Annotated in this window: 13 protein-coding genes; 1 reads left to right on the top strand and 12 read right to left on the bottom strand. The window is 56.8% G+C overall.

The window, feature by feature from the left end; all coding sequences use genetic code 11:
- Positions 1-9 precede the first annotated feature (9 nt).
- The 7 genes from CPH65_RS16110 to CPH65_RS16080 all read right to left on the bottom strand — a co-directional run bounded on the left by CPH65_RS16110 (position 10) and on the right by CPH65_RS16080 (position 8,429).
- Positions 10-855, bottom strand: coding sequence for an ABC transporter permease (locus CPH65_RS16110; protein ID WP_096174819.1), 846 nt, complete (start codon positions 853-855; stop codon positions 10-12).
- Positions 852-1,715, bottom strand: coding sequence for an ABC transporter permease (locus CPH65_RS16105; RefSeq protein WP_096174818.1), 864 nt, complete (start codon positions 1,713-1,715; stop codon positions 852-854). Before CPH65_RS16105 ends, CPH65_RS16110 begins: the two co-directional genes overlap by 4 nt.
- Entirely contained in the window at positions 1,708-2,514 is an 807-nt protein-coding gene (locus tag CPH65_RS16100; protein ID WP_096174817.1) for an ABC transporter ATP-binding protein, read from the bottom strand. The genes CPH65_RS16105 and CPH65_RS16100 overlap by 8 nt, the downstream gene beginning before the upstream one ends.
- Before the next feature lie 80 nt (positions 2,515-2,594).
- Positions 2,595-4,049: a dihydropyrimidinase gene (gene hydA / locus CPH65_RS16095; RefSeq protein ID WP_096174816.1), complete on the bottom strand. Its 1,455-nt coding sequence runs from the start codon at positions 4,047-4,049 to the stop codon at positions 2,595-2,597.
- A 134-nt stretch (positions 4,050-4,183) separates the two neighbouring features.
- Positions 4,184-5,425, bottom strand: coding sequence for a Zn-dependent hydrolase (locus tag CPH65_RS16090; RefSeq protein ID WP_096174815.1), 1,242 nt, complete (start codon positions 5,423-5,425; stop codon positions 4,184-4,186).
- Positions 5,426-5,627: 202 nt separating this feature from the next.
- Positions 5,628-7,118, bottom strand: coding sequence for a CoA-acylating methylmalonate-semialdehyde dehydrogenase (locus tag CPH65_RS16085; protein WP_096174814.1), 1,491 nt, complete (start codon positions 7,116-7,118; stop codon positions 5,628-5,630).
- A gap of 3 nt (positions 7,119-7,121) precedes the next feature.
- Positions 7,122-8,429, bottom strand: a complete 1,308-nt coding sequence (locus CPH65_RS16080; protein ID WP_096174813.1) for an aspartate aminotransferase family protein — start codon at positions 8,427-8,429, stop codon at positions 7,122-7,124.
- 288 nt (positions 8,430-8,717) lie between these two features.
- Between CPH65_RS16080 and CPH65_RS16075 the strand changes: the two genes are divergently transcribed.
- Complete coding sequence (locus CPH65_RS16075; RefSeq protein ID WP_096174812.1) at positions 8,718-9,344, top strand: TetR family transcriptional regulator C-terminal domain-containing protein; 627 nt, start codon at positions 8,718-8,720, stop codon at positions 9,342-9,344.
- 95 nt (positions 9,345-9,439) lie between these two features.
- On the opposite strand, the gene CPH65_RS16070 is transcribed toward CPH65_RS16075, so the two are convergent.
- The 5 genes from CPH65_RS16070 to CPH65_RS16050 all read right to left on the bottom strand — a co-directional run bounded on the left by CPH65_RS16070 (position 9,440) and on the right by CPH65_RS16050 (position 14,613).
- Entirely contained in the window at positions 9,440-9,940 is a 501-nt protein-coding gene (locus CPH65_RS16070; RefSeq protein WP_096174811.1) for an MgtC/SapB family protein, read from the bottom strand.
- Between the two features lie 71 nt (positions 9,941-10,011).
- On the bottom strand, positions 10,012-11,043 hold the full coding sequence (locus CPH65_RS16065; protein WP_096174810.1) for a sodium:calcium antiporter: 1,032 nt from the start codon (positions 11,041-11,043) through the stop codon (positions 10,012-10,014).
- Positions 11,044-11,236: 193 nt separating this feature from the next.
- Positions 11,237-12,121 carry a dihydrodipicolinate synthase family protein gene (locus CPH65_RS16060; protein WP_096174809.1) on the bottom strand — a complete coding sequence of 295 codons (885 nt, stop codon included), beginning with the start codon at positions 12,119-12,121 and terminating at the stop codon, positions 11,237-11,239.
- A gap of 46 nt (positions 12,122-12,167) precedes the next feature.
- Positions 12,168-13,436, bottom strand: a complete 1,269-nt coding sequence (locus tag CPH65_RS16055; RefSeq protein WP_096174808.1) for a four-carbon acid sugar kinase family protein — start codon at positions 13,434-13,436, stop codon at positions 12,168-12,170.
- Between the two features lie 103 nt (positions 13,437-13,539).
- Positions 13,540-14,613 carry an exo-alpha-sialidase gene (locus CPH65_RS16050; RefSeq protein WP_096174807.1) on the bottom strand — a complete coding sequence of 358 codons (1,074 nt, stop codon included), beginning with the start codon at positions 14,611-14,613 and terminating at the stop codon, positions 13,540-13,542.
- Positions 14,614-14,632 lie beyond the last annotated feature (19 nt).

Below are 14,632 nucleotides of genomic sequence, written 5' to 3'. Positions count from 1 at the left end.
CAGGGCTTTTTAGCCCCTTTGAGAAGGATGCCAGAAGGTCACCCCTCGTTCGATGACAGCGACGGTTCCATAAAACAGGGAGCCGGCGACTGCCGCGACTGTGATTTCAGCCCAGACCATGTCGAGACCAAGCCTTCCCACCTCTGTCGAGATGCGAAAACCCATGCCGACGATGGGCGAGCCGAAAAATTCGGCCACGATGGCACCGATCAGCGCCGAAGTGGTTGAGATTTTGAGACCATTGAAAACAAATGGCATGGCTGCAGGCAGGCGCAGCTTCAAAAGCGTGTCGCTGTAGCTGGCCGCATAGGTCTTCATCAGATCGCGCTGCATGTGATCACTGGAACTCAGCCCCTGCACGGTATTGACCAGCATGGGAAAGAAGACCATCACCACCACGACAGCGGCCTTGGAGTGCCAGTCAAACCCGAACCACATGACAAGGATCGGCGCGATACCGACGATCGGCAGGGCCGCGACAAAATTGCCGACAGGCAGCAGCCCCATTTGCAGGAACGGGACACGATCAATCAGGATCGCTGTCAGGAACGCGGCACCACAGCCCATAATGTAGCCGCTAAGCGCGCCCTTGACGAAAGTCTGGAAGAAGTCAGCCAGCAAGATATCCGTTGACGTTGATATCTTGACGCCGATGTCAGACGGCGGCGGCAGGATCACGGACGGAACCTCAAGCCCACGAACCAGCAGTTCCCAGCAGATCAGCACTGTGACGCCAAAGATGAAAGGCACCAGAAAGCGCACAAGCAGTGTCTTGTTGGCCTTTGATTTGGACAGGTAGACATTGAGAATGCACGCACCGATCCAGACCGCGAAAGCGAGAATTGCTTCTATCATCGTGTCATCCCCATTCGCTTGAGTGCCGCCCTCTCGGCAACGCCGACGATGGCAACCAGTCCCGCAGCAAGCAGCGCTGCTGCAAACAGTGCCGCCCACATCTGAATGGTCTGGCCATAATAGGATCCGGTCAGCAATCGGGCTCCGAGGCCGCGAATGGCACCCGTGGGCAGCTCACCAACGATGGTACCGACCAGAGAGGCCGCGATGCCCACCTTCATCGAAGTGAAGAGATAGGGCATGGAGGACGGCAGGCGGAGCTTGAAGAATGCGTCGCTGTTGGAGGCGTTATAGGTTTTCAAGAGATCAAGCTGCATGTGATCTGGTGCCCTAAGGCCACTGACCATACCAACGAGCACCGGAAAGAAGCTCAGATAGGCGGAAATGATGGCCTTGGGGATCAGCCCCTGAACACCGATGGAATTGAGCACCACGATGATCATCGGTGCAATGGCGAGAATGGGCACGGTTTGCGAGGCAATGGCCCAAGGCATGACGCCCATGTCCATGGCCCGGATATGAATGATGCCAACCGAGAGGACGATCCCCAACATCGTGCCGATGATGAAGCCGAGCAACGTGGCCCGCAGGGTGATCCAGCCGTGAAAGATCAGTGAACGCTTGGACGTGATCTTCTTGCCCACCGTCCCGTCCCACAATTCTGCAACCACCTGATGAGGCGCAGGCAGAACGGGGCGTTCCTGTGTCCAGGTCTGCTTGATCATTTCGCTGGTCGACAATTCGACCTTGGCGCGCGCAGCCTGATCATAGGCCCATTTGGCATTCATCTTGATTGCGGCGGCATACCAGATGATGACGATTGTGAAGACGACCGTGGCGATCGCAAAGAGCTTACGCATCGGCGCTGTCTCCCTCGTCGCCGTGACCTGCGCGCAAGCCCTCACGGACGCGGTGCGCGATGTCGATAAACTCCTGACTGTCACGGATGGACAGCGGGCGTTCATCGGGCAAAGTGCTTTCGATGATGTCGGTGATCCGGCCAGGACGCGGGCTCATGACGACGATCTTGGTCGACAAATACACGGCTTCAGGGATCGAATGGGTCACAAAACCGATGGTCTTGCCGGTGCTGCGCCACAGGTGCAGAAGCTGTTCGTTGAGGTGGTCTCGGACGATTTCATCGAGTGCCCCGAACGGCTCATCCATCAGCAGAATATCGGCATCGAAGGCAAGTGCGCGGGCGATAGAGGCACGCTGCTGCATACCGCCCGAAAGCTGCCATGGGAATTTGTTGCCAAAGCCTTCGAGATCCACGAGCTTTAAAACGCGCTCGACGCGCTTGTTCTGCTCGGCACGGGTGAACCCCATGATTTCGAGCGGCAATTTGATGTTGCGGGCAATCGTGCGCCACGGATAAAGGCCCGCAGCCTGAAACACATAGCCGTAGGCGCGATCCTGACGGGCAAGTTCTGGCGTTGTGCCGTTGACCAGCAAGGAACCTGAGGTGGGATGTTCAAGCGCCGCGATTGCGCGCAAGAAGGTCGTCTTGCCACAGCCCGAGGGGCCAATGAAACTGACAAAGTCGCCCTTGTCGACGGTGATGTTGACATCCTTGAGGGCATGAACCGGCCCGTCATTGGTCTCGAATGTCAGGCAGAGATCCTTGGCAGAGACCACGTGGTAGTGGGATTCGATCATGTGTTGTTTTCCCGTAGCCCTAATCACAATGGGGCCGGATTCCGGGCGGCAGACACCGCCGGAACCCGATCAGTTCTGGCTTACACGCCGGAGGCCGGAATGCCGGTGCGCTCGACTGGACGCGGAGCAACCAGTTCTTTCCACTTGGAAAGCGACTTGTTGACTGCGGTGAACGGTTGCCGCCCGACGAACTTGCCGTGGCCAGCCTCGGTCTTGAGCGTGCTTTCCTCGACCAGAACCTTGCCGCGCGACAGGGTGAAGCGCGGCAGGCCGGTGACTTCCTTGCCTTCGAAGACGCTGTAATCGATGGCGGACACCTGATTGGCGGCGCTGATGGTTTTGGACCGCTTGGGATCCCACACGACGATATCGGCATCGGAGCCAACAAGGATCGCACCCTTTTTCGGGTACATGTTGAGGATCTTGGCAATGTTGGTCGAGGTCACGGCCACGAACTCATTCGGGGTCAAACGACCGGTTGCCACCCCATGGGTCCAGAGCATTGGCATACGGTCTTCAAGGCCGCCGGTGCCATTCGGGATCTTGGTGAAATCGCCGACGCCATAGCGTTTCTGATCGGTGGTGAAGGCGCAATGATCGGTTGCCACGCAAGAGAGCGTGCCTGACTGCAGTCCGGCCCAGAGACTATCCTGATGCTTCTTGTTGCGGAACGGCGGGCTCATGACGCGGCGGGCGGAATGATCCCAGTCCTTGTTGAAATATTCGCTTTCATCAAGGGTCAGATGCTGGATGAGCGGCTCACCATACACGCGCATGCCTGCCTGTTTGGCGCGGCGGATGGCTTCATGGCTCTGCTCGCAGGAGGTATGCACCACATAGAGCGGCACGCCTGCCATATCAGCGATCATGATGGCGCGGTTGGTGGCTTCGCCTTCAACTTCGGCCGGGCGCGAATAGGCATGGCCTTCGGGGCCGGTGGTGCCTTCGGCCATCAGCTTGGCCTGCATCTGGGCGACAACATCGCCGTTTTCGGCATGGACAAGCGGCATGGCGCCCAGCTCGGCGCAGCGCTGGAAGGAGGCAAAGAGCTCATCATCGTTGACCATCAAGGCACCCTTGTAGGCAAGGAAGTGCTTGAACGTGTTGATGCCCTTTTCCTTGACGACCGTCTCCATTTCATTGAAGACCTGCTCGCCCCACCAGGTGATGGCCATATGGAAGGAATAGTCGCAGGTCGCGAGGGTTGACTTGTTGTCCCAACGCTTCAGCGCATCCATCATGCTTTGCCCCGGATCAGGCAGGCAGAAGTCAACGACCATGGTGGTGCCACCGGAGACCGCAGCGCGGGTGCCGGATTCGAAATTGTCGGTGGAGTAGGTTCCCATGAATGGCATTTCGAGATGCACATGGGGATCGATGCCGCCCGGCATGACATAGCAGCCAGCCGCATCGAGAACTTCGTCGCCGGACAGGTTCGGTCCGATTTCGGTTATGATACCCTCTTCGATCTTCACGTCGGCATCATAGGTCAGATCGGCGGTGACAATGGTGCCGCCCTTGATCACTGTGCTCATGTTGCTGTTCCCAATAATCTGTGTTCTTTGACGAATTGCTTTGGTGATTGAGGAAGACCGAACCGGGCAAGCTTTTGCCTGCTTTTTGTTGTTCGAATTCCGGTCTTCCGAATTTTGTACTTTTTCACTCGCTGTTATTCGACGATCTCGGCGGTTTCCAGCACGGCGCGGAGCATGACGTCAGCACCGGCGGTGGCCCAGCCTTGCGAGATATCTTCCGCTTCGTTGTGGCTGAGGCCATCAACGCAGGGACACATGATCATCGTGGCCGGGGCGACCTTGGCCGCCCAGCAGGCATCATGACCCGCACCTGAGACAAGATCCATGTGGGAGTAGCCAAGCTCGATTGCTGCATTGCGCACCTTGTCAACGAGTGCGGGATCAAAGGTGACGGGATCGAACTGGCCGACCTGCTCGACCGAGCAACCAACACCCAGCTCCTCACAGATGACTGCGGCCTTCTCCTTGATCTGGTCGCGCATGGAGTTGAGCTTGTCGATATCGACGGTGCGGATATCGACCGTGAAGGTCACCGTACCGGGCAGCACGTTGCGCGAGTTGGGCGAGAAAGTCACCTGTCCTACCCCGCCAACGGCGTTCGGCTGGGCAGCCATCGTGACGTCCTGCACCATCTCGAAGATCCGCGCCATGGCCAGCCCTGCGTTGACGCGCATCGCCATCGGGGTTGAGCCGGTGTGGGCTTCCTTGCCAGTGAGGGTGAATTCGAGCCACCACAGACCCTGACAGTGGGTCACAACGCCGATTTCCTTTTGCTCGGCTTCAAGGATCGGGCCCTGCTCTATGTGATATTCGAAATAGGCGTGCATCTTGCGTGCACCCACGTCCTCATCGCCAACCCAGCCGATGCGCTCCAGCTCTTCACCGTAGGTCTTGCCTTCCAGATCGTGACGACCGTAGGCATAGTCCAGCGTGTTAACACCAGCAAAAACGCCAGAGGAGAGCATGGGCGGCGAGAAACGCGCGCCTTCCTCGTTGGCCCAGTTGGTCACGACGATTGGATGTTTGGTCTTGATATCGGCGTCATTGAGGGTACGGACAAGTTCAAGGGCGCTCAGCACACCGAGCACACCGTCATATTTACCGCCCGTGGGCTGGGTATCGAGGTGCGAGCCAACATAGACCGGCAGGGCATCGGGATCGGTGCCTGCGCGGGTCATGAACATGGTGCCCATCTTGTCGACGCCCATGGTCAGGCCAGCATCATCACACCAACTCTTGAACAGGGCGCGGCCTTCCGCGTCTTCATCAGTCAGTGTCTGGCGATTGTTGCCGCCTGCAATGCCCGGACCGATTTTTGCCATGTCCATGATGGACTGCCAAAGGCGATCGGAATCCACTCGAAGATTTGATTTCATAGTCTTGTTCCCTGTTTTGGCGCCACATGATCCGACATGGATATCCGACATGGGTCGATCACCATGATGAGGCGCCTGATTTTAGATACACCTCGCCTGAGAACCGCCAATAGCGTTTCGCGAAGTGCATTCTATGCTCTGGAAGGCCCCGCCGTTTGGCCGGCTTTTATGGGGCTCATTTAATCAATAAAGGTGCCTTCCCCTAACTGGGGAAGGTAAAGACCGCGCCCTCGGACAGGCCTTCGGGCCAACGGGTTGTTGTCGTTTTCAATCGTGTATAAAAATGAACGGCTTCAGGGCCGTAGATGCCATGTGAGCCAAAGCTCGAACGCTTCCAGCCGCCGAAGGAATGGAAGGCCACGGGCACGGGAATTGGAACATTGATGCCGACCATGCCGACTTCGATGCCGCTGGAAAATTTGCGGGCAGCGTCACCATTCCGGGTAAAGATGGCGGTGCCGTTGCCATATTCGTGATCGTTGATCAGCTTGACTGCGCTCTCAAAACTCTGCGGCTCCAGAACCGACAGGACCGGGCCGAAAATCTCGGTCTTGTAGATGTCCATGTCAGGCTTGACCTTGTCGAACAGGGTTCCGCCGAAAAAATAGCCGCCTTCATAACCCTGAAGCTGGAAGCCGCGGCCATCGACCACGAGGTCAGCCCCCTGCTCCACACCACTATCGATAAGGCCGGTAATGCGAGCCTTGGCTTCGGCGGTGATGACGGGGCCCATTTCAGCGGCTTCATCCGTCGAGGGGCCGATCTTGAGCGCTTCCACCTTGGGCTTGAGCGTATCGACAAGTTTGGTTGCGGTTTCCTCGCCGATGGGCACGGCAACGGAGACAGCCATGCAGCGCTCGCCAGCAGAACCGAACCCGGCCCCCATCAAGGCATCGGCTGCCTGCTCCATGTCCGCATCGGGCATGATGATCATGTGGTTCTTGGCCCCACCCAGCGCCTGAACGCGCTTGGCGCTATCGGTCCCGCGGCGATAGACATATTCGGCAATCGGCGTCGATCCAACAAAGCTGACGGCCTTGATGTCCGGATGATCGAGCAACGTATCAACGGCGCTCTTGTCACCATGCACGACGTTGATCACGCCCTTGGGTAACCCAGCTTGCACCAACAGCTCACAGACGAATGTGGCCGCAGACGGGTCACGCTCAGAGGGTTTGAGGATAAAGGTGTTGCCGCAGGCAATAGCCATGGGGAACATCCACATCGGCACCATTGCGGGGAAATTGAACGGCGTTATCCCGGCAACGACCCCAAGCGGCTGGCGTTCGGAATGGGTGTCGATGCCTGAGCCGACATTGCGGGAGAATTCACCCTTGAGCAGCTCGGGAATGGCGCAGGCATACTCGATGACTTCCAGCGCACGGGTGACTTCACCCAGAGCATCATCATGGGTCTTGCCGTGCTCGCGGCTGATTTCCCGCGCGATGTCGTCGGCCTTCTCGCGCACCAACGCAGCGTAGGAGAACATGACGCGCGCTCGTTTTGCGGGCGGAAGAGCTGCCCATGCGGGCAATGCAGCCTTGGCCGCTGCCACGGCTTGATTGATTTCCGCCTCGCTCGACAGTCCCACTGCGCCGATCTGCTCTCCTGTCGCGGGGTTGAAAATGGCGTTGTCCCGGCCGGAGGTCGAGGCGACCATGTCCCCGTTGATGAGATTCTTCACCTGATACATGGGTTAGTCGAGCTCCTTGAGGATTGTCGCGAGGGTGTCGAAGATCTGGTCGATCTGTTCTTTTTCGATAATGAGCGGCGGTGACAGGGCGATGATGTCGCCAGTGGTGCGAATGAGCACACCTTTCTCAAAGGCCTTGATGAAGCACTCAAAGGCGCGTTTGGTCGGCTCGCCAGGGATCGCTTCCAGCTCAATCGCACCAATCAGGCCGATGTTGCGGATGTCAATCACATGCGGCAGCCCCTTGAGGCCATGCAACGCGTCTTCCCAATAGGGAGCCAGCTCATTGGCACGCTCGAACAGGCCATCCTCGGCATAGGTTTCAAGGGTTGCGATGCCTGCTGCCGACGCAATCGGATTGCCCGAATAGGTATAGCCGTGGAACAGCTCGATGAGATGTTCCGGCCCATTCATGAAGGCATCATGGATCTTGGGCGTGCTCAGCACCGCGCCCATGGGAATGACGCCGTTCGTCAGGCCCTTGGCGCAGGTAATGAGGTCAGGCGTCACGCCGAAATAGTCAGTTGCGAACGGTGCACCGAGGCGACCAAAGCCGGTGATGACCTCATCAAAGATCAACAGAATGCCATGCTGCTCGGTAATGGCCCGCAGGCGCTCGAGATACCCCTTGGGCGGGATGAGCACACCGGTAGAGCCAGCGACAGGCTCAACGATAACCGCAGCAATCGTCTCCGCCCCATGCAGCGCAATCATGCGCAGAAGCTCGTCGGCGAGATCCGCGCCATGCTCGGGCATGCCTTTGACGAAATTGTTCTGGTCAGGCAAATGGGTCGAGGACAGATGATCAACGCCGGTCAGGAGCGAGCCGAACATGCGGCGGTTGTTGGTGATACCACCAACGGAGATGCCGCCGAAATTGACGCCGTGGTAGCCACGCTCGCGACCGATAAGGCGCGTGCGCTCCCCTTGCCCATTGGCGCGGTGGTAGGCCAGTGCAATCTTGAGTGCCGTCTCGACACTCTCGGAGCCGGAGTTGGTGAAGAAGACATGCTCCATGCCTTCAGGGGCCATGTCGCGAAGCTTGGTTGCCAGCTCGAATGCCTTTGGATGACCGATCTGGAAGGCCGGAGCATAATCGAGCTCTTCGGCCTGCGCCTTGATCGCTTCCACAATCCTGGGACGTCTGTGTCCCGCATTACAACACCAAAGCCCCGCCGTGCCGTCCAGCACTTGACGATTGTCTGCGGTCTGGTAATGCATTCCCTCAGCCGACACAAACATCCTTGGTGCCGCCTTGAACTGCCGATTGGCAGTAAAGGGCATCCAGAATGCCGAAAGATCATTTCTCATCGCTCTTCCCCTAATCCTTCACGGATGAATTATTGCCTATTCCGGCTTTTGTGATAAGAACGATTGCATTAGCTGCACGATCGGTCAATATATTATCTGCACGATCGGTCAGAATTATACTTTATTGCTTGGCCATGAGCCATTTGCTCAAAATACAGGCTGTGATCGGCACAAAAAACAGACGGTTTTTGTTGGAACGACTAGGCATTTCACGAAGACCACCGAGAAAAACTTGGTGCAAAGCACTGATATTGCGTGGAAACACGATAAGTATGCACAGGATCGTTCATGGAAGCTCACCCCGCAACTAAGCAGCAACTGAACCGCGAGAAGAATATAGAAAAGATTCTGTCAGCAGCAGAAATCATATTTGCAGAGTTCGGCTATAGTGGAGCATCCATCAGCAAGATTGCAGAGGCCGCAGGCTTACCGAAGTCCAATATTGTTTATTACTTTTCGACCAAGGAACTACTCTACCGCACTGTTGTAGAAGACATTTTCACTGTCTGGCGAGAAGCGGCCGACGAGCTCCATGTCGATGCCGACCCGAAGTTCGCTCTATCCAGTTATATCGATACCAAGTTGGAACTCGCGCGCACACGCCCCTACGGCTCGAAGGTGTGGGCAAATGAGATCATTCAGGGCGCACCCATCGTGCAGGATTATCTGGAATCCGAGTTGCGCTCCTGGACCAATGAGCGTGTTGAAGTGATCAACAAGTGGATAGCAAATGGCAAGATCCGCCCCATTTCTCCCAAACATCTCTTGTTCGCCATCTGGGCAACGAGCCAGCACTACGCCGACTTCAAACATCAGATCACGACCCTCAATGATGGCAACGACCTGTCCGATGCGCAATGGCAGGAAACAAAACAGGCGGTCAAGGAATTGCTGTTGTTTGGCGTTTGCACATAGGGCGCAGTCCTTGATGCCAGCACACCCCTTGATGATTGTGCCAGCTTAACGCCAAGTCCCAATCGGCGCCATTGACGCACGGATTGGGCGTTCGCCTACTCTTCTTCCAATTTCTCTTTTTTGTGCTTGAGCAGGCGTGCTTCCAACAGCCCCAACAGGCCGAGTACGACGAAGGCGAGAACCGTGGCCAGAATGGCCACCTGCCAGAGGCCAAATCCGGACGCAAGGCCAATGGCGGCAGCGAGCCACATTCCGGCGCCGGTGGTCAGGTTTCTAACGCGTCCGCGGTTGAACACAATCAAACCCGCGGCCAGAAACGCCACACCGGATGTGACCGCCTCGATCAGGCGGAAGGGATCCGTGCGAACCGCTTCATCATTGAAAACCGATAGATGGGCTATGTCGATCGAGAGAATGGCAAGCGTGGCCGAGGCGAGGCTGACCAGAATATGGGTGCGCAACCCTGCGGAATTTCTTTGCCACTCTCGTTCAACCCCAACAACCGCTCCCAGGAAAAGCGCGACGAAAAGCCGGATGGCAATGACATCGATTCCAAGCCAGGTATCGGTTCCCCAGAAAAGCAGTTCAGAGTTCATTTGCTTTCTCGCTTTTTGTTGTTCTCAAACCATTTTAATCGTGGGTTCATCAGCTTTCCAAGCTTGATACCCTAGCCCATGTAGGATTGCAGAGCGACCGCCGCGCCAAAGACACCAAACAGCGCCACGCTCTCAAAGCCAATTCTCGCCGTGCCCTGCTTTTGGCGGAGCAGCAATCCAAGCATCAAGATTGCAGTCATCACGAGGGCGACAGCATTCCAAAACAGATCTGAATTTCCGATGGCATGATAGATTGACCCGTCCCTATATCCTGCGTCCGAAATCGTCAGGAACAGGGTATCAAAGGTATTTCCGCCAATGATCCCACCGACTGCCAACTGAAGCGCACCGCGACGAACCGCCGACAAGGTTGTGACCAGCTCAGGAAGAGACGTAATGACTGCTGTCATCAAGGCCCCGACGAGGGTTTCGGACAATCCGATCCGATCAGACAGAACCGCACCACAGCGCGCGATGGCCCACCCGGCGAGCGCAAGAAAAACGGCCATTATGGCAAAGGCCAGCAACAGTCGGGCAGAGCTTTTTTCGGGAGTGCTTTCATCGTCCGGCATATCAAAGCGCGTCAGCTCGGTATCGACGGGCTCCCACATGGGATTTTCCTTCACCCAACGCGTCGCGATCAGGCCAAAGACGTAAAGCACCGGGATCGCCAACGATAAGGGATGCATGCCAAAAATCGCCATTTCCGGCGTGGTCGATGCGAGAAAAGGGATGGCCAGCAGAAGGATCAGCATCCCGCCCTGGAAGAGATTGGTGATTTCAGCCGAGGCATGCTCAAGATTGGCCCGGCGATAGACGAGATCACCGACAGCAAGAAAGACCGTCTGGGCGGCAATACCGCCGATGCTGTTGGCAAAGGCGAGAGACGCGCGTCCATCCAGCGCGGACGTGAGGGACACAATCGTGCCCGAGAGCGATGTTGCGGCTCCCAGCAGCACGCCACCAATCAGGGCTTCGCCCAGCCCCGTACGGTCTGCGATCTGGTCCGCCAATGTCGTCATGCGCAACCCGCAGACGAGAATAACCAGCGTTGCCGCTGTCATAATGGCCAGAATGTAAAAATTCGATAGCTCAGCGATCATGCGCGGGCCGTCTCGATCAGACAGCAGCTACAGGATCGCAGTGATTTAGGCCGTTTGGCAAATTGCGACACGTGTCTGTTCTCCTTGTCATTAACAAGAGAAACTGCGCTGGCTCTGGTTTGTTCCATAGTTTTAAGGCTTGAGCGGAATGGGCAGGGTCCGAAACGCCAAGGGGATCGGAAAGTCCGCTTGCTCAGACGAGAGCATATTTCTCAATCATGGCACCCAGCTTGCGATCAAGGTCAGGCGTTGATATCGGTGCGGGCTGGCGGCCCGTCCCGACGTTCTCGTTCATCCGGTATAAAAGCTGCTTGATAACATGGGGCTTGGGGCCGAGTTCTTCGAGATCCTTGCCCAACTCGCAATAAAGCGATAGCCGTTTCACAGCTTCCTGCTCTCGCCCTTCCCTGAAGCTTGTGCAAATGCGGTTCAGTGTTTTTGGCAAAATGTTGCCCAGATCGGACATGCATCCCGCTGCCCCCTGCCGCAGGGCCGTATGGATCAAGCCCTCCCCCCCAACATAGACCGAAAAGTCATCACGGCGCGCAGCAATGGCAAGATAGGCATCGAGCTTTGCCTCATCGCCCCCTGAATCCTTGATGCCCAGAATATTGGGATGGCTGGCAAGCTCAAGAGCTGTTTCCGGGTCAATCGTGTTGGTTGAGCGAGATGGGATATTGTAAAGATAAACAGGCCTTTCAAGACTGTCTGCGACCTTGCTGTAGTGGGCCACCAGATCGGCCTGACTGCACTTTTCAAAGAAGGGTGTGATCACGGTGACGCCGCAAATGCCGAGCTTGGCAATCTCGCGACCGAGCAAGACGGATTGATAGGTCGAAGGCATTCCGACATTGGCATAGATCTGCACACGGTTATCCGCCTCCTCCACCACTTCGGCACACAGTCGCACTTTCTCGGCTTGGGTCATGCTGGTGAAATCGCCAATCGTGTCACAGACGAGAATGCTGTTGCCAGCATCGAGTTGGCGCCGAACCTGAGCGCGAACCGCCGTGTAATTGATAGTATCGTCGCGATTGAAACAGGTAATGATAGGAACGATGGGTTCCGGACTTGTCATGCGCACCTCCCAACCGGCCCATCGCTTGAGACAGTGCTGCGCTTTGTCAAAGGCGTTCGGCTAGGCATGGCGTCTTGATCCTTGATGTGATGTCAATCAGCAGGTCTTCCGGTCCGAACCCGCCAGCCTTCGATATGAAGCCGTCAATCCCATTCGTGTTTTTCTGGCACTTTCCCAAGACAATACCCGGCAAGAGTTCGGTGATGAGGTGAACGGACCGGATGCCCAGAGCCTCTGCCACCGCAATAGCGGTACTGCCTCCGGTGCTGAAAACGGTCCTGCAGGAGGTGATGCTGCAGATTTCGGCAGCAGTCGCTCCCAGCAGCGCGGACACCCGTTCGCCCTCCCGTGGCGAGACCGGCGGATTGTCTCCGTCAGCCTTGATGCACAGTAGGACGTTGGGCTCTTGCATCCCTGCCTCGGCCAAGATCTTTTCGCATTTGGCGCGCATCTCGTCATGGGAGCCGCCGGCTTTCAGCGTGATGACCGTGAACAGACCGCTTTGTTCGGCCCGCTTGGCTTGCGCAAGAGAAACAGGGGTGAGACTGCCCACGATGGCAAGCAAAGGCCCATCAAGCGAAACAGTCTCCGGCCTCCCCGTTTTTCCTCTTGCCCACTCATCCGCGAGCGCGCGCGCGAAGCCTCCAGCGCCAACGGGCAACAGATCCTTGGACATGACGAGCCGGGCGAGCGTGGACATATGGGAAAACTCACTTGCGTCGGCGATAACGAGGCGACGTCCCTCGGCAACAAGCGCATCGAGACGTTTTGAGAGATGGCTCTCACCGGCCTCTATATCCTCCAGATCCAGCGTCCCCATACCAAGCGCCGTCTGGCTTTGAAGAAGCTCTGCGATGCTCGATGTGGCAAGAGGATGGAAAGGGTCCTTGCCGATATCGGACAGATGTAGCGGCTTGCCATGGATCCAGATTGCTCCTCTCACGCAAATCCGGCCGGTTTCAGGCATCGCGGGGCAGATGATGGCAGCCGTTTGTCCGGTGGCAGCCAAGGCAGCCTCGATCTCGCTGCCGGGATTGCCGCGCATGGTCGAGTCAATCTTCTTGTAGATCGACCCATACCCCGCCTCGCGGCACAGGCCGATGGTGCGCGACACCGTTTTGGCTGCATCTTCTGCAGAAAGAAATCGCGTTTCTGTCGTGATTGCAACGGCATCCTGTTCCTTCTGAACGCTTGCAAGGCTTGCAATGTTGAGGATCAGATCAGCACGTGAGCCACCAAGGGCAAAATGGATGCCGGCATCCCCAGCGCCGGTAAAATCATCGGCGATGATGGCCAGTTTTTCAGCCTTTTTCACAACTGTCCCCTTTCATGGCATGCCTTCTCTTTGCGGATTTCTAGATCAAACACTTTATTGTCAGCCAGCAGCGCCGACCCTTTGGTCCTCCTCTCCTGTTGCGCTAAAGCGTCAGTTTGACGTGCTTGATATAGTCCCTGAGGTAGGAAAAGCTGATGTGCAATTCCCCTTCGGGTGCCTCGATGATTGATGGATAGGAATAGTCGCCAACAAACGCGCCATGTTCGTCATGTTCAGAGCGCAAGGTCGCGTCGTCCTCGATGGTCAGCTCATGTGTCCAGCTTGCCCCCAGATCGGTTGAACTGGCGATCATCAGCGGATTGCGCGGCACGCCCCAGATGGCGCTGCTGTCGGTGATGTCACATTGCCGAAGGAAAGCGTCCCGGTCCTGCACCCATGGCGGGATTGAGCTTTCGGAGGACCGACCGGCTGCCGAGATGTGGTTGTAGACGATGTAAATGCGGCCATTGCTGGCCTCACAGGCCTGAATTGACGCGTTGTTGTTTGGCAAGGTCGTAGGCTCTGGCTTTGACCAGTTGAGGCCGTCATCATCTGACAGCGAGCGGTGAATAAAGTCTGATCGCCGACTGCGGAAAAAGGCCACCTTGCAACTTGGCAGGATGTTCATGTGCACGCACCCGCCACTCTGGGGCACTTCCCGCAAATCCCAAGTCTCTCCTCCGTCTCCAGATGCATAGACAAGGGAATTGTCGTTGCCAAAGGCGTTTTTGATGTTGGAATGCCAGATCGGCAACAACAGCGTGCCTTGCGCATTGACCACCGGCGGCTGGCGAATGAAGGTGCCTTGCCTGTCGAACAGGGTCTCGATCGGCGCCCAGCTTGTGCCGCCGTCCTGCGATCGACGCCGACGCACGATGGCCGTGCTCTGATCCGTCTTCAATTGAGCGGTATAGAGTAGCCAGATTTCTCCTGTCGGGTGACGGAAGAGAGCGGGGTTTTGTTCAGAGCGATCAGGATCCCTGCTCATCTTGTCCGGCTCAAGCCATTGTCCGGAATTCGCATCATATCGACTGAGATAGATGCTGATATCAGACGTGCCCTCCATGGTTCCGCCGAACCATGTGCAGAGCAAATCGCCATCCCCCAAGGCCAAAAGATTGGACGCATGGTTGCTTGGACACGGAGTTGGGATTGTCTTGATACCTTCGATCTTCATGGCCTTGCCTTTTGCGCTT

This window comes from Cohaesibacter sp. ES.047, assembly GCF_900215505.1.
In the GTDB taxonomy this organism is placed as follows: Bacteria; Pseudomonadota; Alphaproteobacteria; order Rhizobiales; family Cohaesibacteraceae; genus Cohaesibacter.
Note: the sequence above shows the minus strand (reverse complement) of the source record. Positions and strands in the feature narration are given on the sequence as shown.